Annotated in this window: 25 protein-coding genes; 21 read left to right on the top strand and 4 right to left on the bottom strand. The window is 73.6% G+C overall.

Annotated elements, in window-relative coordinates; translation table 11 throughout:
- Positions 1 to 73: 73 nt before the first annotated feature.
- The 5 genes from IF73_RS0127360 (at position 74) to IF73_RS0127340 (ending at position 3,115) form a co-directional block, all read left to right on the top strand.
- Positions 74 to 1,435, top strand: coding sequence for a hypothetical protein (locus IF73_RS0127360; RefSeq protein WP_051717368.1), 1,362 nt, complete (start codon positions 74 to 76; stop codon positions 1,433 to 1,435).
- Positions 1,436 to 1,440: 5 nt separating this feature from the next.
- Complete coding sequence (locus IF73_RS0127355) at positions 1,441 to 1,851, top strand: VOC family protein (RefSeq protein WP_031012719.1); 411 nt, start codon at positions 1,441 to 1,443, stop codon at positions 1,849 to 1,851.
- A 20-nt stretch (positions 1,852 to 1,871) separates the two neighbouring features.
- Entirely contained in the window at positions 1,872 to 2,114 is a 243-nt protein-coding gene (locus IF73_RS41610) for an AraC family transcriptional regulator (protein WP_051717366.1), read from the top strand.
- Positions 2,111 to 2,554 carry a pyridoxamine 5'-phosphate oxidase family protein gene (locus tag IF73_RS0127345; RefSeq protein ID WP_031012715.1) on the top strand — a complete coding sequence of 148 codons (444 nt, stop codon included), beginning with the start codon at positions 2,111 to 2,113 and terminating at the stop codon, positions 2,552 to 2,554. The genes IF73_RS41610 and IF73_RS0127345 overlap by 4 nt, the downstream gene beginning before the upstream one ends.
- 102 nt (positions 2,555 to 2,656) lie before the next feature.
- Positions 2,657 to 3,115, top strand: a complete 459-nt coding sequence (locus tag IF73_RS0127340) for an iron chaperone (RefSeq protein WP_031012713.1) — start codon at positions 2,657 to 2,659, stop codon at positions 3,113 to 3,115.
- Positions 3,116 to 3,119: 4 nt separating this feature from the next.
- On the opposite strand, the gene IF73_RS0127335 is transcribed toward IF73_RS0127340, so the two are convergent.
- Both IF73_RS0127335 and IF73_RS42630 read right to left on the bottom strand, forming a co-directional pair.
- Complete coding sequence (locus tag IF73_RS0127335; RefSeq protein ID WP_031012711.1) at positions 3,120 to 4,028, bottom strand: NAD-dependent epimerase/dehydratase family protein; 909 nt, start codon at positions 4,026 to 4,028, stop codon at positions 3,120 to 3,122.
- 87 nt (positions 4,029 to 4,115) lie between these two features.
- On the bottom strand, positions 4,116 to 5,150 hold the full coding sequence (locus IF73_RS42630) for a helix-turn-helix transcriptional regulator (protein WP_078868287.1): 1,035 nt from the start codon (positions 5,148 to 5,150) through the stop codon (positions 4,116 to 4,118).
- Between the two features lie 146 nt (positions 5,151 to 5,296).
- Here IF73_RS42630 and IF73_RS0127325 point away from each other — a divergent pair, with 146 nt between their 5' ends.
- From IF73_RS0127325 to IF73_RS0127260, 14 genes are all read left to right on the top strand, one after another.
- Positions 5,297 to 5,476 (top strand): hypothetical protein, encoded by a 180-nt coding sequence (locus IF73_RS0127325; protein WP_031012707.1) that lies wholly within the window; start codon positions 5,297 to 5,299, stop codon positions 5,474 to 5,476.
- Positions 5,477 to 5,606: 130 nt separating this feature from the next.
- Positions 5,607 to 5,795: a lysine biosynthesis protein LysW gene (locus IF73_RS0127320; protein WP_031012706.1), complete on the top strand. Its 189-nt coding sequence runs from the start codon at positions 5,607 to 5,609 to the stop codon at positions 5,793 to 5,795.
- Positions 5,792 to 6,676, top strand: coding sequence for a RimK family alpha-L-glutamate ligase (locus tag IF73_RS0127315; protein WP_031012705.1), 885 nt, complete (start codon positions 5,792 to 5,794; stop codon positions 6,674 to 6,676). The genes IF73_RS0127320 and IF73_RS0127315 overlap by 4 nt, the downstream gene beginning before the upstream one ends.
- 99 nt (positions 6,677 to 6,775) lie before the next feature.
- Entirely contained in the window at positions 6,776 to 7,414 is a 639-nt protein-coding gene (locus IF73_RS0127310; RefSeq protein ID WP_031012704.1) for a hypothetical protein, read from the top strand.
- Entirely contained in the window at positions 7,411 to 8,730 is a 1,320-nt protein-coding gene (locus IF73_RS0127305; RefSeq protein ID WP_031012702.1) for a DegT/DnrJ/EryC1/StrS family aminotransferase, read from the top strand. The genes IF73_RS0127310 and IF73_RS0127305 overlap by 4 nt, the downstream gene beginning before the upstream one ends.
- Entirely contained in the window at positions 8,723 to 9,772 is a 1,050-nt protein-coding gene (gene argC / locus IF73_RS0127300) for an N-acetyl-gamma-glutamyl-phosphate reductase (RefSeq protein ID WP_031012699.1), read from the top strand. The genes IF73_RS0127305 and argC overlap by 8 nt, the downstream gene beginning before the upstream one ends.
- Positions 9,769 to 11,628, top strand: a complete 1,860-nt coding sequence (locus IF73_RS0127295) for a M20/M25/M40 family metallo-hydrolase (protein WP_031012697.1) — start codon at positions 9,769 to 9,771, stop codon at positions 11,626 to 11,628. Before argC ends, IF73_RS0127295 begins: the two co-directional genes overlap by 4 nt.
- The gene (locus tag IF73_RS0127290; RefSeq protein WP_107049342.1) at positions 11,625 to 12,452 is read left to right on the top strand and encodes a thiamine pyrophosphate-dependent enzyme; all 828 of its coding nucleotides are present in this window, start codon (positions 11,625 to 11,627) and stop codon (positions 12,450 to 12,452) included. The genes IF73_RS0127295 and IF73_RS0127290 overlap by 4 nt, the downstream gene beginning before the upstream one ends.
- The gene (locus IF73_RS0127285; protein ID WP_051717364.1) at positions 12,449 to 13,384 is read left to right on the top strand and encodes a hypothetical protein; all 936 of its coding nucleotides are present in this window, start codon (positions 12,449 to 12,451) and stop codon (positions 13,382 to 13,384) included. Before IF73_RS0127290 ends, IF73_RS0127285 begins: the two co-directional genes overlap by 4 nt.
- Positions 13,385 to 13,439: 55 nt before the next feature.
- Positions 13,440 to 14,693, top strand: coding sequence for an ATP-grasp domain-containing protein (locus IF73_RS0127280; RefSeq protein ID WP_031012691.1), 1,254 nt, complete (start codon positions 13,440 to 13,442; stop codon positions 14,691 to 14,693).
- Entirely contained in the window at positions 14,690 to 16,018 is a 1,329-nt protein-coding gene (locus IF73_RS0127275) for a hydrolase (protein WP_234338359.1), read from the top strand. Before IF73_RS0127280 ends, IF73_RS0127275 begins: the two co-directional genes overlap by 4 nt.
- On the top strand, positions 16,015 to 17,265 hold the full coding sequence (locus IF73_RS0127270) for an MFS transporter (RefSeq protein ID WP_078868283.1): 1,251 nt from the start codon (positions 16,015 to 16,017) through the stop codon (positions 17,263 to 17,265). The genes IF73_RS0127275 and IF73_RS0127270 overlap by 4 nt, the downstream gene beginning before the upstream one ends.
- A gap of 66 nt (positions 17,266 to 17,331) precedes the next feature.
- Positions 17,332 to 18,279 (top strand): NAD-dependent epimerase/dehydratase family protein, encoded by a 948-nt coding sequence (locus IF73_RS0127265; protein WP_037880630.1) that lies wholly within the window; start codon positions 17,332 to 17,334, stop codon positions 18,277 to 18,279.
- Positions 18,279 to 19,949 carry an antibiotic biosynthesis monooxygenase gene (locus IF73_RS0127260; protein WP_234338358.1) on the top strand — a complete coding sequence of 557 codons (1,671 nt, stop codon included), beginning with the start codon at positions 18,279 to 18,281 and terminating at the stop codon, positions 19,947 to 19,949. The genes IF73_RS0127265 and IF73_RS0127260 overlap by 1 nt, the downstream gene beginning before the upstream one ends.
- Before the next feature lie 50 nt (positions 19,950 to 19,999).
- Here the strand turns inward: IF73_RS0127260 and IF73_RS0127255 are convergent, their stop codons facing one another.
- Positions 20,000 to 21,082 (bottom strand): alpha/beta fold hydrolase, encoded by a 1,083-nt coding sequence (locus IF73_RS0127255; protein ID WP_031012683.1) that lies wholly within the window; start codon positions 21,080 to 21,082, stop codon positions 20,000 to 20,002.
- A 97-nt stretch (positions 21,083 to 21,179) separates the two neighbouring features.
- On the opposite strand from IF73_RS0127255, the gene IF73_RS0127250 reads away from it, so the two are divergent.
- Both IF73_RS0127250 and IF73_RS0127245 read left to right on the top strand, forming a co-directional pair.
- Positions 21,180 to 21,905 carry a TetR/AcrR family transcriptional regulator C-terminal domain-containing protein gene (locus tag IF73_RS0127250; protein WP_051717362.1) on the top strand — a complete coding sequence of 242 codons (726 nt, stop codon included), beginning with the start codon at positions 21,180 to 21,182 and terminating at the stop codon, positions 21,903 to 21,905.
- Between the two features lie 60 nt (positions 21,906 to 21,965).
- Complete coding sequence (locus tag IF73_RS0127245) at positions 21,966 to 22,715, top strand: GNAT family N-acetyltransferase (RefSeq protein WP_031012679.1); 750 nt, start codon at positions 21,966 to 21,968, stop codon at positions 22,713 to 22,715.
- 13 nt (positions 22,716 to 22,728) lie between these two features.
- Here the strand turns inward: IF73_RS0127245 and IF73_RS0127240 are convergent, their stop codons facing one another.
- Positions 22,729 to 23,124: a hypothetical protein gene (locus tag IF73_RS0127240; protein ID WP_031012677.1), complete on the bottom strand. Its 396-nt coding sequence runs from the start codon at positions 23,122 to 23,124 to the stop codon at positions 22,729 to 22,731.
- Positions 23,125 to 23,255 lie beyond the last annotated feature (131 nt).

Here is a 23,255-nt window from a genome sequence, read left to right as displayed (position 1 = left end):
GGGTCCCCTCCCGCGTCACCCGTTCGGTCTTCTCCGGGGCGCAGGGCCGCGGCACCGCCCGCACAGTGGCCGCATGGGAGCACCAGGCGGCGGGACCGACGACGAACTCACCGTGCTGCGGGCCCGGGTGGCCGCGCTGGAGGCGACGGCCGCGCGGGGCGCGCCGCGGCGGGAGCACCACCGGCTGCGCTCGTTCTTCGCCGCGCTGCTGATCGTCGTCGGCTGCGTCCTGGTGCCGCTGGGCCTGGTCGCGGCCTGGACCTCGGACCTCCTCGGCGACACCGACCGCTATGTGCAGACGGTGGAGCCGCTGGCCTCGGACCCGGACGTGCAGGCGGCGGTCGCGAACCGGGTGACCGGCGCCGTGATGGAGCACATCGACCTGCCCGCGCTCCTCGAAGGTGTGGCCCCCGACCAGCGGCCGCTGGTGGAGAAGGCGCTCGGGAAGCTCGGCGGCTCGCTGGAGAGCGCGCTCTCCAGCTTCGTCCACGACCGGGCGCAGGACGTCGTCGCCTCCCCGGCCTTCCAGACGATCTGGACCGACGCGAACCGGGCGATCCACACCTCCCTCGACCGGGCCCTGACCGGCGACGAGGACGGGGCGGTGAAGATCGAGACGGACGCGGTCACGATCGACCTGGCGCCGGTCATCGAGCGGGTGAAGGAACGTCTCGTCGACTCGGGCCTCACGGTCGCCTCGAACATCCCCGAGGTCCACACCGACTTCACGGTCCTGCGGTCCGACGACATCGGGAAGGCGAAGACGGGCTTCGCGCTGCTGCAGACCCTGGGCGTGTGGCTGCCGGTGATCGCCGTGCTGTGCGTGGCCGGCGGGGTGCTGCTCGCGGTGCACCGGCGCCGGGCGCTGGTCGCGGGGGCCCTGGGCTTCGCGGTGGCGGCCGTCGTCCTCGGGATCGCCCTGACCGTCTTCCGTACGGTCTACCTCAACGCCCTGCCCTCCTCGGTCTCCCCGGCGGCCGCCGGGTCGGTCTACGACACCCTGATCCGCTTCCTGCGCACCTCGGTCCGGGTCTGCGCGGTCATCGGCGTCCTCGTCGCGCTGGTCGCCTGGCTGTCCGGGCCGAGCCGCCCGGCCGTCCTGGTGCGCGGCCTGTGGCACTCGGGCATCGCCGCCTCCCGCTCGACGGCGGACCGGGCGGGGATGCGGCTGGGCCCGGTCGGCCCGTTCGTACGCCGCTTCCACACCTGGATCGTGTGGATCCTGGTCGTGGCCGCCGCGCTCGCCTTCGTCCTCTGGTCGTACCCGACCGGCTGGGTCGTCGTCGGCCTGGCCCTGGCGCTCCTCTTCGCCCTGGCGGTGACGGACTTCCTCGCGGACCCCGCGGAACCCGAGGCTCCGGAGGAACCCGGGGACATCGGGCCGACGCACGGTCAGGATTCGAGAAGCGGGCCCGCGGCGCCCCCACTACCGTGATCGTCATGGACATCACCATCCACACCACCGTCCTCCCGCACGACGACCCGGACGCCTCCCTCGCCTTCTTCCGCGACGTCCTCGGCTTCGAGGTCCGCAGCGACGTCGGCCAGGGCAGGATGCGCTGGATCACCGTCGGCCCCGCGGGGCAGCCCGGCACCTCGATCCTGCTCGCCCCGCCGGCCGTCGACCCGGGCATCACGGAGGACGAGCGCCGCACCATCGCCGAGATGATGGCCAAGGGCACGTACGGCTGGATCCTGCTCGCCACCCCCGACCTCGACGCCGTCTTCGAGAAGGTCTCGGCCGGCGAAACCGAGGTCGTGCAGGAGCCGACCGAGCAGCCGTACGGGGTCCGCGACTGCGCCTTCCGCGACCCGGCCGGCAACCTGATCCGCATCCAGGAACTGCGCTGAATCCCAGGGGGGGAAACGACATGTGCCAGCCCGCATGGGCCGCGGCCCGCACGGAGGCGGTACGGCTCCAGGCGCTGAGGACGCTGCGCCGGGTCCGCGACCGCATCGACCGCGAGTACACCCGGCCGCTGGACGTCCCGGCCCTGGCCCGGACGGCGGGCCTGCCCGCCGGGACGCTGCACCGCGCCTTCACCCAGGCGTACGGCATGACCCCGCACGCCTTCGTCACCACGCTCCGCACCGCCCGGGGGAGAACGGCATGACCACCACGCCCGCGCCGAGAACCCGCGGGGAACGCCTCGCGGACACCCTGACCCGGCTGGAGACGGACGTGGACCTCTGGCTGGCCAGCCAGGGCCATCTGATCCCGCTCTCCTTCCTCTGGGACGGCGCCGCCGTCCTCGTCTCCACCCCGCGCGCCTCCCGCACCGGCCGCAACCTGCTGGCCGACGGGCGGGTCCGGCTCGCCCTCGGCCCCACCCGCGACGTCGTGATGATCGACGGCACCGCCGAGCCCGTCGACCTCGCCGACCTGCCCGCGGGCACCGGCGACGCCTTCGCCGCGAAGACCGGCTTCGACCCGCGCGAACTGACCGCGCCCTACCAGTACTTCCTGATCCGGCCGCGCCGGGTGCACGCCTGGCGCGAGGCCGACGAGCTCGACGGGCGCACCCTGATGCGCGACGGCGTCTGGCTCTCCTGAGCCGGCCGGTCAGTTTCGGAGAAGCACCGGGAGAACCCGGAACCTAGCCTGGAACCAGCACCGGGAAAGACCAGCCCACACAGCGAACGAGGGGAAACCGGCATGACCGCCAAGACCACCCAGACCAGCAAGTCCGCCAAGTCCTACGACGGCTTCACCGAGGACGAGCGGGAGGCGATGAAGGAGCGGGCGAAGGAGCTGAAGAGCGCCAAGGCCCGCGGCAAGGCCGCCGACGGGGAGGCCGACCTCCTCGCCAAGGTCGCCGAGATGACCGGCGAGGACCGGGTCCTCGCCGAGGGCATCCACGCCCTGGTCAAGAAGGTCGCCCCCGACCTGACCGCCAAGACCTGGTACGGCATGCCGGCCTACGCCCGGGACGGCAAGGTCGTCTTCTTCTTCCAGAGCGCCGCCAAGTTCAAGGCCCGCTACGCCACCCTCGGCTTCAACGACGCCGCGAGCCTCGACGACGGCGACATGTGGCCCACCGCCTTCGCCCTCACCACCCTCACCCCCGAGGTCGAGGCCCGCATCGAGGCGCTGATCAAGAAGGCGACGGCCTGACCGCTCACACCGCGGGCCGGCCGGCCCGCATGCCCTCCCGGTGGTCCGCGTACCGGGGCGTCCAGCCCAGCTCGCGGGTGGCCTTCGCGTGCGAGACGCGCAGCCGGGTGTCGAGCATCAGGCTGCCGAGGTAGGGGACGGCCAGGCGGAGCAGCCGGCCGGGGACCCGCAGCCGGGAGCCGCGGGCGGCGGCCAGCTCGCCCCAGGTGGAGGGGCGGTCGTCGACGATGTTGTACGCCTGGCCCGCGCCGCCCCGCTCCAGCGCGGCGACCGTCGCCCCGGCCGCGTCCTCGACGTGGATCCACGACATGGTGCCGCCGCCGCCCGCGGGCACGGGGAACGGGCGGCTGCCGGGCGTCGGGTCGAACCAGGTGCCCGGGCCGTAGAAGACGCCGTACCGCAGCGCCGTACCGGCCACGTGGTCCGCGGCGAAGAGCCGGCTCTCCGCCTCGACGAGGCCGGTGATCACGTGGTCGGCGACCGTGCCGTTCCGGACGCCGAACGGGTCCTCCTCGGTGACCGGCCGCGTGCCGTGGTCGCGGTAGCCGTACCCCAGGACCAGCGACTGGGTGACGAACCGGCCCGCGCCGAGCACGCCCGCCGCCTCCAGGAGGTGCGCGGTGCCGCGCTCCCGCAGCACGTTGCTCGGGTCGTCCGCGGTGAGCCGCAGCTTCGGCGAGCTGAGCGCGGTCAGCTGGTGGACGACCGCGTCGGCGGACAGCCCGTCCAGGGCCCGCAGCAGGCCCTCCCGGTCGAGCGCGTCCGCGCGGACGGGCGTCCCGCCCAGCGCCCGTACCGCCTCCGCCGAACCCTCGGAACGGGCCAGGGCCAGCACCTCGTGGCCGTTCCCGACCAGCGCCCGGGTCAGCGGACGGCCGATGGCGCCGGTCGCGCCGGCGAGCAGGATCCTCATGGTCAACCTCCAGGTGTCGTCACCAGAAGAGGTTGACCGCGGCCCCCGTACGTGACAGCCGGGGGCCCGCCGGAAGGGTGACGCCCGTCACGCCCCGTCCGCCGCCCGGTCGCGGGCGGACGCCGGGTCCAGGATGCCCGCCTGGGCGATGAGGTAGGCGAGCTGGGCGCGGCTGTTGCTGCCGAGGAGGTCCGACGCCTTCTTCATGTGCGCGGCGACCGTGCGGGGGCTCATGCCCAGCCGGCTGGCGATGGCCGCGTCCGTGTAGCCGTCGACCATGAGCCGCAGCACGTTCAGCCGGGTCGCCTCGGTGAGGAGCTCCGGGCGCTGGTGGTCCGACCGGTAGGTGACCGGCTCCGCGCGTTCCCAGGCGTGTTCTAAAACCGACGCCAGGTAGTGCACGATCCCGGGGTCCCGGATCATGACGGCGGACATGTGGCGGGCGCCCTGGTTGTCGGGGATGAAGGCCACCGAGCGGTCGTAGATGATCAGCCGCTCGAAGACCTCGTCGATGGTGCGCACCTCGACGCCGACCTCGGTGACGCGCCGGATGTAGTCGAGCGTGGGGCCGTGGGCCCGCACGGTGTGCTGGTACAGGGTGCGCTGGGCGACGCCGCGGTCGCGCGCCTCCAGGGCGCGGGGGAGCGCCTCGGCCAGGATCTCCGCGGGGCGTCCGCCGCCGGGGTGGGCGGTCAGGGACTCGGTCGTGCAGGACTGCGCGGCCTCCTCCAGGGCGGCGCTGATGACCGCGGGCCCGTGCAGCCGCTGGACGCTGACGGACGTCTCCCGGCGGGTGCTGCGGTAGACGCTCTCGACCTGCGACATCGCGGTCCGCATGGCGTTCAGGGCCTGCTGCTGCTCCATGATGGCCCGTTCGACGGGATGGGCCAGGGCCGCGGCGGCGACGTCCGGGGGCACGGGGACGAGGGTGTCCGGTGCGTCGGCGGCGGGCGCCAGCAGCCCCAGGGCCGCCAGGCACGAGGGCGGTTCCCCGTGGGCGGAGCCGGTCGTGAGCGCGGCCTCGTAGTAGGCGAGGCCCTCGGGGCAGACGCCGGTGTGGAGCGACGGAATGGTCGGGGTCCCGTCGCGCCCGCCTGGCGGTATGTCTGGATTGTCAGTCATGGAGCACATTGCTTCTCCCCCCTCATGTTTCTGCAACGCCTGATCCTGAAGCCTGTGATCGCTTCACGCAAGCTCCACCCCGGGGCATGCTCTTCATGAAGAAACCAGCGAGTCGCTGGTCGTCCGAAGACCGGGGGGAACCGGAAATGAAGACCAATGTTTTCCTGAACGCCATCAAGGCTTTCGTCGTCGCCGCTTTCGCCGTCGCCGCGACGACCGGCCTCTCCGCCGCCCAGGGGGACGCGGCCGGAGCCCACGCCGCCGCGCCGACCACGCAGACCGTGGCCACCGTGGCGGGCGACCAGGACGACCACGGCTGGGGCTGAGCGGTCGCCCCGCCCGCCGCGTCATCCGCCCGGGCCGACATCACCCTCCGCCGGAATCCCGGCGGAAATCCCACCGATCGGTAATACGCCGGCAGCACCGGCATGCCGATTTTCGTAAGGAGTCTCCATTATGACCACCGCCATTGCGGCGCCCAAGTGCCTCGTATGTGACACAGAATTCGAGGTGCAGGCCGACTGGGAAAAGGGCGAGATCACCGAATGCACCGCCTGCGGGCAGGAGCACGAGGTCCTGGAGAAGACCGGCGACCTGGTCCGTCTGGACCTCGCGCCGGAGGTCGAGGAGGACTGGGGCGAGTGAGCCAGGACGCAGAGGTCCTCGTCTCGGCGACCATGCTGAGGCCGGACGAGAAGCTCCTTCTCCAGGCCCTGCGGGCCGAGGGACTGAAGGCGGCTCCGCTGCTCCGGGAAGACCTCGCGGGGGTGGTGGCGGGCGACACGCGCCCGCCCGGCCTCGCCCTCATCAGGAACCTCTCCCACCAGGACGCCGTCAGCGTCTCCCGCCGGCTCGAACACAGCGGCATCGCCACCCTCAACCGCGCCGCCACCATCGAGACCTGCAACGACAAGGGCCTCCAGGCCCTCGCCTTCGCCCGGCACGGGATCCCGCACCCGCACACCCTCCACGCCTTCAGCTACGACCAGGTCCGCGAGACCGTCGCCCGGATGGGCCTGCCGACCGTCGTCAAGCCGGTCAGCGGCTCCTGGGGCCGCGGCGTCACCCGGATGGTCAACCCCGAGTGCGTCGACGCCTGGGTCGGCGGCCGCGAGTCCACCGACGCCGCCGGCAAGCTCTTCCCGGTCGTCGTCCAGCAGTACATCGACAAGCCCGGCCACGACCTGCGCGTGGTCGTCGTCGGCCGGACCCCGGTCGTCGCGATCCAGCGGGTCTCGCCCGACTTCCGCACCAACACGCACCTCGGCGCGGAGGTCCACCGCACCGAGATCACGCCGGAGATCGAGAAGCTCTGCGCCCAGGTCGTCGACGCCCTCGGCGACGGCTTCTACGGGGTCGACCTCGTCGAGGACCGGACCACCGGCGAACTGCTGGTGCTCGAAGTCAACGCCAACCCCGAATTCGCCCGCTCCTCCGCCCAGCACGGCGTCAACGTGGCCGGTCATCTCGCCGCCTACGTCACGGAGTTGCTCGGGCGCACCGCCGTCACGCCGACCGCCGCGTAACCGCCGCACGGCCGCGCACGTGGCGCCCCACCGCGCCACGTGACGCCCCGTCATGCCCGCGGCCCACCGTCACGCGAGACGGAGACACCGGAGAAGACCATGGAACTGTTCGACACCGCGACCGTGCTCACCCGCGTCCTCACCTCGGGCGTCGTCATGAGCATCGAGAAGAGCGACCGGGAGCTGCCCGGCCTGGAGCGCCTGCTCACCAAGCGCACCGGCCGCGCCAGGGCAGCCCTCTTCAACAGCCGGACCGGCGCCCTGCACGGCGCCCTCGCCGGCCGGGGCCTCGGCCACGGCGACACCGTGACCGTGCCCCACACCGACCGCGAGTCCCTCGCGTTCCTCGCCTGGCTCGGCCTCACGACCGAGACCACCGAAACCGGCGAGGCCACCGCGTACGACTACGTGGAACTCACCCAGGAGAACGCCGACCGGCTGCCCGAGCTCGCCGCCGCGTCCACCGCCCCCGTCCTGGTGGTGGACCTCACCGGCCTCGGCTTCGGCCCCGCCGCCGCCGTCCTCACCGACTCCGCCGACGTCTGGGCGCGCGCCGAGCGCCTGAAGATCTTCGGCGCCTACGACCTGCGGACCATGTGGACCCAGGAGGAGGCCGACGCGGACCTGGTGCCCGGCGTCCAGTTCAACTACCGGCTCAGCCCGCTGGTGGCCGCCTGCGCCCGGATGGCCCTCACCCACGCGGTCCGGCCGGCCGCCACTCTCGGAGCACACTCGTGATCACTGACTTCCCGGCAGCGCCGCTGCCCCTCCCGTCCGAGGCCGAGCTCGACACCGAGCTCGCCGCGCTGGGCGGCGACGCCCTCATCCCCAAGGCCCTGCGCCGCACCCTCTTCCCGGTCATCACCAAGGAGGACGTGTTCAACCTGATGCTGGCCCAGCGTCAGGACCCGGCGAAGGTCGTCGCCGACTTCGCCGACGCCTACCGCGACTACGTCGGCGCCCGGTACGCCCTGCCGACCGCGAGCGGCACCTCCAGCCTGCACATGGCGCTCGTCGGCGCCGGCGTGCGGCCCGGCGACGAGGTCATCGTCCCGGCGTTCACCTTCATCGCCACCGCCCAGGCGGTCGTCGCCGCGCACGCCGTCCCCGTCTTCGTGGACATCGACCCGGTCACGTACTGCATGGACCCGGAGGCCGCCGCCGCGGCCATCACCGACCGCACCCGCGCCCTCATGCCCGTCCACGTCCACGGCCTCCCGGCCGACGTGCCCGCCCTGCGGGCGCTCGCGGACCGGCACGGCATCGCCCTCGTCGAGGACGCCTCGCACGCCCACTCGGCGAAGATCGGCGACCGGGTCGCCGGCTCCTTCGGCGACGCCGCCGGCCAGAGCCTCATGGCCGACAAGAACTTCCCGCTCGGCGGCGAGGGCGGCATCGCCTTCTTCGCCACCGAGGAGGCGTACGACCGCGCCGCCGCCTACCTGGAGCGGCACGGCATCGACTACGGCATGTCCTGGGTCGCCGCCGCCTTCGGCAGCAGCCAGCTCAAGCGGCTCCCGTACTACGACCAGATCCGCGCCCGCAACGCCACGCTCCTCGGCGAGGCCCTGGACGGAACCGGCCTGTTCACCCCGCCGCACGTCCCGGCCGGCCACACCCACGCGTACAACATGTACCGGGTCACGCTGCACCCGGAGGCCGTCGGCCTCGACGACCTGCCCGTGCACGCCGTCAAGGAGGCCGTGCACGAGCTGCTCGTCGCCGAGGGCGTGCCCGCCCGCGAGTGGCAGAACACCCCCATCCCCTGCCACCTGCCGTTCCGGCACCGCGACGGCTTCGGCAACGGCTACCCGTTCACCCTCAACCCCGGCGCCGTGCGCGACCACCGCCCGGAGGACTTCCCGGTGACGCTCGGCATGCTCGACAGCACCCTGGTGCTCTGCCGCGAGCTGCGCTCCCCCGTCGAGTACGAGCGCGCCCTGCGGTACGCCGACGCCTTCCGCAAGGTGGCCCGGCGCCCCGACGCCATCCGCAAGCTCGTCGAGACCGGCGACTACCGCCGCCCGTACGAGAAGGCGGCCCGCCTTGGCTGACAACGACCAGAAGGTACGCGTCGCCGTCATCGGCGCCAGCGGCTACACCGGCGGCGAGGTCATCCGGCTGCTCCTGGAGCACCCCGGCGTCGAACTCGCCTTCCTCTCCGCCGAGCGGAACGCGGGCGCCACCCTCGGCTCCGTCCACCCCTGGCTGCGCAACCACCCGGCCGCGGCCGGCCTCAGGTTCCGGCCGCTGGCCGAACTGGAGGAGGTGGACATCGCGTTCGGCTGCCTCCCCACCGGAGCGCTGCCCGAGCGGCTGCCCCTCATCGCGGAGCGCGCCAAGCGGGTCCTCAACCTCGGCGGCGACTTCCGGCTGCGCGACCAGGCCGAGGTCGAGTCGTACTACCCGAAGACGGCGAAGAACCCGCCGTTCGAGGACTTCGCCTACTACGTACCGGAGTTGAGCACCGCCGTCCCGGAGAGCCGGTTCATCAGCCTGCCCGGCTGCATGGCCGTCACCACCATCTACGCGCTCTACCCGCTCTTCGCCGCCTCCCTGATCGACCACCGGGTCGTCGTCGACGCCAAGACCGGCTCCACCGGCGGCGGGCGGGGCAGCGGCGAGCCGCCGGCCGAGCGCAGCGGCAACTTCCGGGTGCACAAGCTGTACGGCCACCGGCACGCGCCGGAGATCAGCCAGGCCATCGCCGAGTTCACCGGCGCCACCATGGACCTGCGGTTCTCCACCCACAGCCTCGACGTGGCGCGCGGCATCATGGTCACCGCCTACACCGACCTGCTGCCCGGGGTGTCGCCGCTCGACGTCAAGCGGGCCTACGCCAAGGCGTACGTCGGCAAGCCGTTCGTGCGGGTCAGGACCGCGCCGAAGGCGCCGCAGGACTTCCCGATGCTGAAGGCCGTCGTCGGCTCCAACGTGGCCGAGGTCGCCATCGCCGTCCGCGACGGGCAGTGCGTCGCGGTCGCCGCGCTCGACAACCTCGTCAAGGGCGCCGCCGGCCAGGCCATCCAGGCCATGAACCTGATCTGCGGCTTCGACGAGACCGCGGGCCTGCCCACCACGGCGGTGTCGCCGTGACCAGGCCCCTGTACGTGATCAAGGCGGGCAGCGCCACCCTCGACCTCGGCACCGTCTACCAGGAGCTCGCGCTCCTGGTGGACCGCGGCGCCCGGGTGCTCCTGGTGGCCGGCGGCGCCACCGGCATCGAGCGGCACTACCGGTCCGCCGGCCGCCCGATGCCCCAGCTCCGCCTCGCCAACGGCGACGCCGTCCGCTACTGCCCGCCGGCCGAGATGCGGCACCTGGTCGACGCGTACGAGCAGGTCACCCTGCCCGCCGTCGAGCAGGGCCTGGCCGCGCACGGCCTGCGCGTCTTCACCTCGGTCGCGGCCCGCAACCGGCTCGTCAGCGGCCGCGCCAACCGGCCGCTGAAGGCGGTCAACGACGAGGGCCGGCCGGTGATCGTCCGCGACCACCGGGCCGGCGTCCCCTCGGACGTCGACACCGTCCGGCTGGCCGCGCTGCTCGACGCCTACGACGTGGTCTGCGTCTCCCCGCCGGTGCACGACGAGGCCGGCGGCGCCCCGCTGAACGTGGACGCCGACGTGCTCGCCGCCGCGCTCAGCAACGCCCTCGACGCCGACCACCTCCGCCTGGTCACCGGCAGCGCCGGACTCCTCACCGACCCCGAGGACCCCGCCTCCACCCTGCCCAACGCCTACCCCGGCGACGGCGCGCGGTACGCCGGCGGCAGGATGCGGCAGAAGGTCCGGGCCGCCGAGATGGCCCTCGCCGGCAGCGCCGACGTCGCCATCACCGGCCCGCACACCATGGCCGAACCGGAGAAGTGGACCCGCTTCTGGCGCACCCGCGAGCCCGGCGCCGACCTCGGGCTGCTCACCAAGGTCGTCTCGGTGCCCTCGGTCTCCGGCGACGAGGCCGAACTCGCCTCCTACCTGGCCGACTGGTGCCGGGAGCGGGGCATCGACGCCGAGGTCGACGCCGCCGGCAACCTGGTGGCGACCCGCGGCGACGGACCCCGCCGGATGCTGCTCCTCGGCCACCTCGACACGGTGCCGCACCGCTGGCCCGCCGAATGGCGCGGCGAGGAGCTGTGGGGCCGGGGCAGCGTGGACGCCAAGGGCAGCCTCGCCAACTTCCTGGAGGTCCTCGCCCACGCGGACATCCCCGAGGACGGGCAGCTGCGCGTCGTCGGCGCCGTCGAGGAGGAGGTGTCCTCCTCCAAGGGCGCCTTCCACGCCCGTGACCACTACCCCGCCGACGCCGTCGTCATCGGCGAGCCCAGCGGCTCCGAGACCCTGACGCTCGGCTACTTCGGCCTCTTCAAGCTCCGCGTCACCGCGTCGGTGCCCAGCGGCCACTCGGCCGGCCTGGACGCCGTCTCCGCGCCCGACCTGCTCACGGACGTCCTCGACGACATCCGGACGGCGGTGCTCAAGGAGGCGTCCGACGCGCTCAGCGCCGTCATCGACATCCGCTGCGAGACCGGCCGCGCCCGCCACCGGGCCGTCGGGATCCTCAACTTCCGGGTCCCGCCCTCGGCCGACCTGGAGGCGCTGCGCACCGCCGCCCTCGGCGCCGCCGCCGGCCGCGAGGGCGTCGAGGCCGAGATCCTGCGGGCCACCCCCGGCCACACGGGCGGCCGGGCGACCGCCCTCGTCAAGGTGTTCACCCGCGCCTTCGCCCAGGCCGGCATCCGGCCGCGGTTCGTCGTGAAGAAGGGCACCTCCGACATGAACACCCTGGCCACCACCTGGCGGGGCGTCCCCATGGTGGCGTACGGCCCCGGGGACTCGGCGCTCGACCACACCGACGAGGAGCGGATCGGCAGCATGGAGTACCGGACCGCCCGCTCGGTCCTCGCGGACGCCGTGAACCGCTGGTTCGCCCTCGGCGAGGGGAGCGCCCGATGACCGCCGTGCACGACGCCCCCGTGCGCACCGACTCCGCGGACGAGACCGTCGCCCTGCTCGCCGAGCGGGCCAGGGAGGCCCGGCGGCTCGTCGTCGACATGGCCGCCGGCCCGCGCGGCTGCCACCTCGGCGGCAGCCTCTCCGTCCTGGACGTCCTGATCGCCGCCCTGCACCGCGCCGCGCGCGGCGACGGCACCGAGGTGGTGCTCAGCAAGGGCCACGCCGCCGCCGGACTGTACGCCGCCCTGCACGTCAGCGGCGTCCTCCCGGAGAACCCGGCCCCGCTGTACGGCCTCGCCGGGCACCCCTACACCGGGCACCCCGGGCCGAAGGTCCCCGGCGTCCGCTTCCCCACCGGCAGCCTCGGCCACGGCGTCCCGTACGCGGCCGGCTGGGCCATGGCCCGCAGGCTCGGCGGCCTGGGCGGCCTCGGGATCGCCGTCGCCGGCGACGGCGAACTCCAGGAGGGCCTGGTCTGGGAGACCGTCCAGGTGGCCGCCGCCCAGCGGCTCGGCAACTTCGTCCTCGTCGTGGACCGCAACGGCGGCCAGAACGACGGGCTCGTCGCGGACATCTCCCCGCTGCCCCGGCTGGCCGAGCGGTTCGCCGCCTTCGGCTTCGACACGGTCACCGTCGACGGGCACGACCTCGCCGCCCTGACCGAGGTGTTCGCCGGCGACCGCACCGGCGCCGACCGGCCGCTCGCCGTCCTCGCCGACACCGTCAAGGGCAAGGGCGTCCGCGCCGTCGAGGGCAAGGCCGCCTCGCACTACGTGACGATCGACGCGGCCCGCGCCGCGCAGTGGAAGCGAGCCATCCGATGACCCCGACCACCCTCACGCCCCCGGCACCCGTGCTCAGCGGACGGGACGCCTACCGCGCCGAACTCACCGAGCTCGCCGCCCTCGACCCCCGTATCGTCTGCCTCGAAGCCGACCTCGGCGGCAAGAAGCACCCCTTCCAGCTGGCCCACCCGGACCGCTTCTTCAACCTCGGCATCGCCGAGGGCGCCATGATCGACATGGCGACCGGACTCGCCGCCGCCGGCTACCGCCCCTTCGTCTCCACCTTCGCGCCCTTCGCCGCGCTGCGCGCCGCCGAGAGCCTCAAGCTCACGCTGGGCTACCTGAAGGCCGGCGTCACCGTCGTCGCCCCGTACGCCGGGGTGTCCGGCGCCTGGTTCGGCACCACCCACCACTGCCTGGAGGACCTCGCGGTCCTGCGCAGCATCCCCGGCGTCGCCGTCGCCGCCCCGTACGGCGAGGCCGAGACCCGCGCGGTCGTCCGCGAGGCGGCCCTCACCGGCACCCCCACCTACATCCGGACCGGCCGCAACGCCGCCTACACCTCCCTCCCGGGCGGCACCGCGGACGGCGGCGTCCCGCCCGTCGTGTGGGACGCCCGGGGCGACGCCGACACGCCCTGCCTGGTCTCCGTCGGCGAGGAGGGCACCCGCCTGGCCCTGGCCGCGCGGGAGCGCCGCCCCGAGCTCGCCCACGCCCACCTGGTCCACCTCGACCATGCCAGGCTCGCCCGCTCCGCCGCCGAACTGGCCGGTCTCCACCGCCGGTTCGTGGTCGTCGAGGAGCACCGCGCCGAGGGCGGCGCCGCCGAGGCGCTGGCCCTGCTGCTGCCCGGCAGCGAGGTCGTCGGCGTCAACGCCGGCCACGACTGGCCCTACGAGGGCGGCGACCACCACGAGGTCCTCGCCCGGCTCGGCCTCGACACCGACGCCGTCCTCGCCGCCGCCTCCTGAACCCCGCGCCCGCCGCGCCGCGCCCCAACCACCCACGTCCGCAAGGAGTTCCGCCATGCACATCCTGATGATCGAGTGCAACCCGAACGGCATCCAGGGCATCGCCAACGCCCTGGAGCTGGGCCACGACGTCACGCTCGTCTCCGCCGACCCCGACTTCTACCTGGCCGCCTCGCCGCTCGCGAAGGACGCCTTCGCCCACCCCCGCTGCCAGGTCGTCAAGAGCGCCCAGGCGTTCTCCATCGACGAGCTGGAGCGGCTCGCCAAGGAGATCCACGCCGCCAACCCGGTGCACGGCGTCACCACCTACAGCGAGTACCACACGGTGCACACGGCCACCGTCGCCCGCTCCCTCGGCCTTCCCGGCATGAGCGTCGACGGCGCCCTCAACGCCCGGCACAAGCACCGCACCCGCCTCACCCTGGACGGCACCGGCGTCCGCCAGCCCCGCTTCGCGCACGTCGACGACCCGGCCAGGGTCGAGGCCGCCGTCCGCGAGGTCGGCTTCCCCTGCGTGGTCAAGCCGTCCGACGGCACCGCCAGCCTCCACGTCCTCCACCTCAAGGACGAGCAGGACCTGAAGGACTACCTCGCCGAGCTGGAGCGGGTCACCGACTACGGGCGCGGTGTCGTCCGCATCCCCGACATCCTCATCGAGGAGTTCGTCGAGGGCGAGCTGATCTCCGTCGAGTCCTGCGTGCTGGCCGGCGGCGAGGTCGTCAACCTGGGCCTCACCGACCGCCCGCTGAGCGGCTTCCCGCACTTCATCGAGATGGGCGCCACCTACTTCGAGGGCCACCCGCTCCAGGACGAGCTGTTCGCCATGACCACCCAGGTCCTCAACGAGCTGGGCGTCGACTTCGGCTTCATCCACACCGAGTTCCTCCTCGGCGCGGACGGCCCGGTGCTCTGCGAGGTCAACGGCCGGCTCATCGGCGGCATCGTGCCCACCCTGATGAAGATCTCCTCCGGCGTGGACGCCTACCTGGAGGTCATCCGGCAGGCCCTCGGCGAGCGCCCCGAGCTCCCCTTCCCCGGCGGCACCACGGCCGGCGGCCACTGGTTCGGCGCCCCCATCGCCGGCACCGTCGAGTCCATCGGCTTCGACGCCCTCGCCGACCTGCCCGGCTTCCACAGCGCCCAGGCGTACAAGAAGCCCGGCACCGCCGTCGACCGGCTCGCCAAGAGCAACTTCGACTGGATCGGCCACCTCATCTTCACCGGCGAGGGCCGCGAGCAGGTCAACGAGCGCTGCGAGGAGGCCCTGGGCCGGATCGAGCTGCGCATGGGCGTCGAGGTCGCCCGGTGACCACCGCTCCGATCCGGCAGGAGGCGGGGACCCTCACCGTGCGGGGGGTCGCGATCCCCGTCCTCGACGACGAGGCGCTGTTCGACGTGACGGCCGAGGACGGCGTGTTCACCGCCTTCACCCCGGCGGGCCGCCGCACCGGCTCGGAGCCCGAGCTGTGGCCCGGCTACACCGAGACCCACGCCCACGTCTCGCTCCCCGCCAACTGGGACGACTCGGTCGACGACCCGCGGATCGTCGCCCTCCAGTACCTGTACCACGGGGTCACCCACGTCGTGGACATGTTCGGCTTCCCGCTGGTGGACGACGCCTGGCGGGCCGGCCGGGAGGCGTCCCCGTGGCCGTACCCCGAGATCGTCCACTGCGGGTACGCGGTGACGGCGATGACCGACGCGGCCGGACGCAACGGCCACGGCGTGGAGTTCCCCGCCCCCGTCCACATGCTCGCGGTGGAGGCCGACCTGGAGCACGCGCTCCGGTCCAACGCCGAGCGCGGCGGCACCTTCCTGAAGGTCATGTTCACCGACGGCACGGAGCAGCCCGGCAGCCCGGTCCGCTTCTCCCGGCTCTCCGAGCGGGTGCTGCGGTTCACCGCCCGGATCGCCGCCGAGCGCGGGGTGACCGCGGTCGTCGACTGCAACACCCTGGAGGAGACCCTCTTCGCGTACGAGTGCGGCTTCCGGCTCTTCGCCCACACCGTGCGCGACCGGACCCTCGACGACGCCGACTGGAAGCAGCTGGACGGCGCCCGGTTCGTCTCCACGCTCGCCGGACTCCGTTCGATGATCATGACCCGGGAGGAGTTCCTCGCCGAGTACGGCCGGGAGGGCTTCCTCGACACCCAGGACCCCCACAACCTGGAGTTCGTCCGCACCGTCGAGCAGCCCTTCGGCATCGAGTACGGCTGCCAGGAGACCCGAACCGCGGCCCTCGCCGACATGCGCCGCAACGCCCTGGCGGCCCTGCGGCGCGGGGAGCTCCTCATCGGCACCGACTCCGGCAACCTCGGCGCCTACCACGGCTACTCGTTCCTCAGCGAGCTCGCCCTGCTCGCCGGGGACGACGAGGGGCTGACGGAGGAGCTGCGCCGGCAGGCCACCGTCACCGGCCGCCGCCACTTCGACGAGCTGAGCGGCGTCCGCGCCGCGGAGCAGCCGCTGCGGGCCGGGGCCGCCGCCACCTTCAACCTCCACACCGCCGGCGGCCCGCTGTCGGCGCTGCCCCTGGCCACCGTCGTGAACGGCGTGCCGATCGACCGGGCCGCCCTCGCCCGCACCATCGCCGAGCTCCGCTCGGCCCCCTCGAAAGGAAAGGCAAGCCTGTGACCAGCGAGCGCAGAAGCGCCCTCTTCGGGCTCAACGCGGGGATCTTCCTCGCCCACATCGGGAACTTCATCTGGTTCCCCATCCTGGTGGCCTCGCTCGGTGACAGCGACAGCGGCTTCTGGGCCGGCGTGGTCATGTGTATGACGTACGTCGGACGGCTGGCCGCGACCTTCTCCTACGAGGGCATCTCGGACCGGCTCGGCATCCGCGGCGCGGTGTTCGTCGGCACCGGCCTGGAGGCGGTCTCGCTGGGGCTGATGGGCTTCACCAGCGGCGTCGCCGTCTACAGCCTCCTCGCGCTGTTCATCGGCTTCGGCTCCGGCACCGCCTTCCCCGGCCTGAAGAACATCCTCGTGTCGTACCCGGAGGACGAGCGCGCCAAGGCGTTCTCGACCTTCCAGATGTCGGCGCAGGTCGGCCTGTTCGGCGGCGCGCTCGCCGGCGGTCTGCTCCTCGGCATGGACCTGCGCGTGGTGTTCACCGCGGTCTTCGTGCTCTTCCTCGGCTTCTGCCTGTCGGCCTCGCTGTTCATCCCCCGCGACGGCTTCCAGGCCGACGGGACCGCCGCCCCGCGGAAGGACGCCGGCGCCGAGCGGGCGCCGCTGTTCAGCCTGGCCGGGCTCAGGTCCGTCGAGGTCGGCGGCGCCACCCGCTACTTCCTGCTGTCGGCGGTGTTCTGGTTCCTCTCCCTCTGCTTCGTCGTCGGCATCCCGCTGCACATGGGGAAGTACGTGCCGCAGTGGGCGCCCTCCGCCCCGTTCTGGATCACCGGACTCAGCCTGCTCGTCCTCCAGTACCCGGTCTTCAAGCTGGCGATCAAGCACCTGCGCCCCGGTGTGGTCATGGGCATCGGCCTGACCGCCATGGCCCTCGCCTTCACCCTCTTCGGCTCCGGACCCGCCGCGCTGTGGGCCGTCGTCGCCGGCTGCTTCGTCGTCGTCTTCGGCGAGATCCTCTTCGTGCCCTCCTTCGACATGTGGGTCTCCCGCAAGGTCCCCGAGCAGCAGCTCGCCCGCGCCATGGGCGCCATGCACTTCTTCCGCAGCGCCGGGAACATGGCCGGCGCGCTGCTCGCCGGCGTGATGTTCGACGTGTCGGTCTCGGCCGACCTGCCGGGCGCGAACTGGTACGTGGCGGCCGCGGTGGCCGCGCTCTGCGCCGTCGTCTGCTTCGTCAGCCGCGACGAGGACCGCTCCGGCGACACCGAGGACACGGAGTCCCCGTCGGCCGAGCCGGTCACGGCGTAACCCCCGCTCCGGGCGGGCGAGAAGACGGACGAGAAGACGGACGAGAAAGGCGAGAAGGCGAGAGAGATGGCTGAGATCTGTGTCATCGGAGGCACCCGCTTCTTCGGGAAGCTGCTGGTGCGGCGGCTGATCGACGAGGGACACCGGGTCACCCTGGTCACCCGGGGCCGCACGGCCGACCCGTTCGGCCCGGCCGTGCGGCGGCTGACCGCCGACGTCGGCCGGCCGGGCGAGCTGGCCGCCGCGGTCGCCGGTGAGCGGTTCGACGCCGTGGTCCACCAGGCGTGCTACACCCCGGCCGCCGCCCTGGACGCCGCCACGGCCTTCGGCGGGCGCGCGGGCCGGTTCGTGCTCACCAGCAGCATGGAGGTGTACAACGCCGACACCTTCCGCCACCGGATCCCGGCGCCGCCCATGAGCGCCTTCGCCCGCGAGGACGAGCTCCGGCCGGAGGAGTACGCGTACGACACCGAACTGCCGTGGCACGACCTCGACTTCGTGGGCCGCAACTACGGCGAGGGCAAGCGGCAGGCCGAGGCGGCCCTGGTGCGGCACGCGGCGGTGCCCGTCACCGTCGCCCGCGTCGCCCATGTCCTCGCCGCCACCGACGACTTCACCGGACGGCTGCGGTTCCACCTCGACCGCGCCCGCGCCGGGGAGCCCGTCACGGCCCACGCCCGCCCGGGCCGTACGTCGCTGGTGCACGCCCCGGACGTCGCCGCGTTCCTCGCCCGGGCCGCGACCTCCGACCTCCCCGGCACCTTCAACATCACCTCCCCGGACACGGCGGACGTCTACGACGTGTGCGCCGCCGTGGAGCGGGCCACCGGGAAGGCCACCACCGTCGTGGAGAAGGACGACCCGGCCGGCGACCCGGCGCTCTCGCCCTACTCCTGCCCGGCCGACTTCGGCATGGACGCCGGACGGGCGCTCGCCCTCGGCGTCGACCTCGCCCCGGTGAGCCGCTGGCTGCCGGAGATCGTCCGGATCGCCGCCGCGGAGGAGACCGCCTGATGCCCGACCCGATGTCCGACCCGATGCCCGCCCTCATGTCCGACCCGACCGCCGCGGGGGAGACCGCCGTGTTCGACCTGATCGTCATCGTCCGCGTGCCCGACCCCGCCGACGCCGGGCCCGTGGCCGACGCGCTGCGCCGGATGCGGCCGCTGTGCCTCGCCGAGGACGGCTGCGTCTCCTGGGAGGCGTACCGCTCGGACGCGGACCCGCTCCGCTTCGTCCTCGTCGAGCGCTGGGCGAGCCGCGCCCACTGGGAGGCGCACGGCGAGGGAGCGGCCATCCGGCAGGTCTACCTCCCCGAGATCCTGCCGCGCGTCGAGCGCGAGGTCCACCCGAGCACCCCGCTGAGCAGCGCCCCCCTGGAATCCCCCACCACCGGAGAGAGCCCCGCGATGAACACCCGGCACACCCGGCCCCGTATCGCCGTCGTCGGCGGCCGTCCCGCCCCCGTCCACGGAGCCAGGGAACTCGGCATCGACGTCACCCTGGTCCACACCGAGGGACAGTTCGACCGCGCCGAGGCCGAGGCGCACTGCGTCTCTGTCCTGACCTGCGACATCACCGACACCGCCGCGCTCCTGGAGCTGCTGCGGCCGCTGCACGAGGCCCAGCCGTTCGACCGGATCCTCACCACCACCGAGCTGTCCGCCGTGCCGGTCGGCGAGGTCAACGAGAAGCTCGGTCTGCCCGGCACCCCGCCGGAGGTGTCCCGGATCATCCAGGACAAGGCCCTCACCCGGCAGGCCCTGGACCGGCACGGGCTGAGCCCGGTGCGCCACCGCCGGGTCCACAGCGCCGCCGAGGCGGTCGCCTTCCTGGAGGAGGTCGGCGACCGGATCGTGCTGAAGCCCGGCCAGGGCGCGGGCAGCCTGCACATCAACGTGGTCAGCGACGCGGAGGGCGCCGCCCGGGCCGTGCGCGAGATCGAGGAGTTCGGGTACGGCGGCGTCCTGGCCGAGGAGTACCTGGAGGGCCCGGTCGTCAGCGTCGAGGCGTTCTCCCACGAAGGCCGCCACGTGGTGCTCGGGGTCAGCGAGTACCGGGTGAACGAGCACTTCGTCGAGTGGGAGTGCAGCGTCCCCAGCGACGCGGCGCAGCCGGACCTGGCGGAGCTCCACCGGGTCACCGCGGGCGTGCTGGACGCGGTCGGCCTGACCGACGGCCCCTCGCACAGCGAGTTCGTCCTCACCCCGGCCGGGCCGCGCCTCCTGGAGACGCACAACCGGCTGTCGGGCGCCGGCATCCCCGAGATGGTGCACCGGGCCACGGGCTGGGACCCGGCCAGGCTGTTCATGACGGTGCCGCTGGGCATCGACCGGCTGCCCGAGACGGCGCCGGAGCCGAAGCGGGGCGCGGCGATCCGCTTCCTGGACGCGGCCCCGGGCCGGATCACGGCGATCACCGGCGCCGACGAGCTGCCCGTCCCCGTCCGCCGGGTCCCGGCCGGCGAACGCGCCCCGCACATGATCCCGTACCTCAAGGACTTCGCGGCGGACGACGCCGGAGCGGTGATCGGCAAGCACGTGGGCGACGAGGTGTCGGCGATGGACTCGCTGCTCTCCTCCGACCGCGGCTACGTCTTCGCCACCGCCCCCACCCGAGCGGAGGCCGTCCGGCGCTGCGAGGCCCTGGCGGACGGCATCACCTTCCACGTCGCACCGGCGTGACCGCGCCGCCGGACGCGGGCCCCGGGCCGCCGGCCCGGGGCCCGGCCGCGTCAGGCGTGGGCCGACGCGCGGGTGACGACCGGGCGCACGTGGGTGAGGAGCAGCTCCAGGAACCGCTCGGGCCGGCGGAACGCGGCGAAGTGGCTGCACTCCTCGATCAGCGCGAAGCCCTTCACCGGCGCCCGGACGTCGTCGAAGAAGCGGCGGGCGAGCTCCGGCGACGTGAGGACGTCCTTCTCGCCCTGGAAGACGAAGAAGGGGAGCGCGAAGTCCGTCCCGTCCGCCCAGTCGTCGTACCCCGCGGTGCCCTGGGCGACCGGCTCCGAGAGGCTCATGCCCCGGAGGAACAGGCGCAGTTCGCGCAGCGAGTGCCGCGGCGAGAGCCACAGCGAGCCCATGACGGTCCTCTTCATCGTGTCGAGGGTGAGCGGGTCGCTGGTGGCGAGGAGCTTGGCGTGCGTGGCCCGCTCGCGGGCGGTCCAGCGCCGCTCGTCGGGGTGGAGCGCCTCGACCGCCGCCAGCTCCCGGCGCTTCCCCGCCGCGCGCAGCCGGGCGAGCAGGGCGCGGTGCACGGAGTCGTCGCGGCCGGCGTCGTGGATGTTCTGGTCGGTGCCGACGTACGCGGAGTAGCGCTCGGGGAACGCGCGGGCGAGCCGCAGGCCGAGGGCGCTGCCGTACGAGTGGCCGAGCAGGACGACCTTGTCGACGCCCAGGCGGGCGCGGACGTGGTCGGTGACCTCGACGGCGTCCGCGTACAGCCGCTCGAAGCTCAACTCGCCTGTTCCTTCGGGGCCGTTGCGCCCCAGGGTCTTGAGGGTGCCGCGCATGTCCCAGCGGACGACCGTGAAGTGCCGCTCCCAGGACCGGGTGCGGGCCCCGAAGATCGCGGTCGAGGCGCCGGGGCCGCCGTGCAGCTCCAGGAGGACCGGGTTGGTCCGGTCCTCGCCGCGGACCGAGATCCACTGCTCGATGCCGCCGATGCGGACGAAGCCCTGCTCGTCGACGCCGTTCGGGGTGGTGATCGCCATGCGGGAGGCGTTGCGGGCCCGCCCGAGGGCGCGGTGGCCGAGGAGGAGGGCCGCGGGCGCGGCGAGCAGGGCGGCGGCGGAGGTGGCGGCGACGGCGGCGATCACGACGGCTCCCAGAAACTGTATATGGCGTAAGCAGTGACGGCTTTACGCTATAAACAGTTCCGGAGGGCTGTCAACGGGAATCGGTGGAGGAGGCGGCATGGCCGCGAGGAAGCCCAGGAAGCAGACCGGCGCGCAGGCGGGCTTCGCGCTGCTCTGGGGCGAGGAGGAGCCGCCGGCCAGGGGCCCGAAGCCCTCGCTCACCGCGACCGGGATCGCGGAGGCGGCCGTCGCGATCGCCGACGCGGAAGGGCTGGACGCGGTCTCGCTGGCCCGGGTCGCCCAGGAGTTCGACGTCACCGCGATGGCCCTCTACCGGTACGTCCCCGGCAAGACGGAACTCGTCGACCTGATGGTCGACCTCGCGATCGGCCCCCCGCCCGCGCTCGGCGACCTCCCGGCCGGCTGGCGCCCCCGGCTGACCGCGTGGGCCCGCCAGTGCCTGGCGCTGTACCGCCGCCACCCCTGGATCCTCACGGCCACCGGCATGCGCCGCCGGATCATGGGCCCGCGCCAACTCGACTGGCTGGAGGCCGCCTTGGCCGCCCTGGACGGCACCGGCCTGTCAACCGCCCAGCGCCACGACACCTTTCTGCTCCTCGTCGGCCACGTCCGCGCGGTGGCCCAGCAGGACGTCGACCACGACGCCGCGGAGAGCGAGGAGTGGGCGCGGCTCACGGCCCAGGCCCTGGCCCGCCACGAGCACCGCTACCCCGCCCTGGCCGAGGCGGTCGCGACCGGCGCCTTCGCCCCCCGGGAGGCCGACCCCCTCGACTTCGGCCTGGAGCGCATCCTCGACGGCGTGGCGGCCCTGATGGACCGGTGAGCGCCGACGCGCACCGAAGTGGCCCGGTCAGGGCGGCACTTGGTGACTACGGTAGGCGCCATGACCACATCACCCACCCCCCTCGCCCCGGCCGAGGCGCCGCTGCGCCAGGCCCGTAACTCCGCCGCCTTCTGGGCCGCGACCGGGCGGGCCCGGGGGCACGAGGTGATCCGGCGCCGCGGCTTCCTCGCCGTCGACGGCGACGAGCGCGCCGGCCTGCGGATCCTGATCCAGGAACCGGACCTCGACCCGGACGAACGGGCCGAACTGTCCGCGCTGGCGGGCCGGGCCGCCGGCCCGGTGCGGGCCGAGGACCCCTTCAGCGCGACCGACCTCGGCCACCTCGGGCTGCGCCACTGGCAGATGCCGGTCATGCTGCGCCCGCCGGCGCCCGCCGGCGAACCGGTCCCGGACGTGATCCGGGTGCAGCGCCCCGAGGACCTCCGGGCGGCCGAGCGGATCGTGATCGAGGGCTTCGAACTCACCGACTTCGAACCCCACCGCGCCGGCGAGCTCTTCCCGCCGGCGCTGATCGAGCAGCCGGGCGTGGACGTCTTCGTCGCCCTGCGCGACGGCGCCCCCGCGGGCGCCGGCGTCAGCGTCGTGGACGACGGCGTCGCGAGCCACTACTGGATCGCCACCTCGCCGTCCTTCCGCTCGCGCGGCGTGGGCCGCGCCGTCATGCTCGGATCCCTCGCCCACCTGCCGGACCTCCCGGCCACCCTCACCGCTTCGCGGCTCGGCAGGCCCCTGTACGAGTCCCTGGGCTACACCGCCGCCGCCCCGTCCACCTGGTGGGCCCCGCGGTGACACCCCGCGGGCCTCAGTGGGCCGGGCGGGCCAGCGGGGGCAGCGAACGGACCAGGGCCAGCGTGCTCAGGGCGAACATCACCACACCCAGCGGGACATGGACCGAGGGCACGTGCGCGATCCCCAGCGCCACCTGCGCCGAGGCGAGGACGAGCAGACCCGTCGAGAACAGGACGGGGCGGGGGGACCCGCCGCCCCGCCGCCAGGCCAGGACCGTGGCGAGCACGTACAGCATGGCGGCCGCGTACATCACCTTCGATCCGATGTCGTGCACCAGATAGGCCTGCGACGAGTTCAGCAGCAGGCCCGCCGTGACCGCCTGGAAGAAGAGGGTCAGCGTCTGGAAGGCGGCCGCGCCCCGGAGAAAGGCGCCGCCGGTCGTCCCGGCGGCCTTCGTCGGTCTGGTCATGATGGGGTCCCCTCGTGTGATGGGCGGTGCGCGGTTCGGCGTCGTGCAGGTCGTCAGCGCAGGGCTTCGACCCCAAGACACCGCCCACCCGCCCCCTGTGACACCCTGTGACGCAGCTCACGCCCCCGCCC

It is taken from the genome of Streptomyces sp. NRRL F-5727 (assembly GCF_000719555.1).
GTDB lineage: Bacteria > Actinomycetota > Actinomycetes > Streptomycetales > Streptomycetaceae > Streptomyces.
The sequence above is the reverse complement of the archived record's forward strand: the minus strand, read 5'-3'. Positions and strand labels throughout refer to the sequence as shown.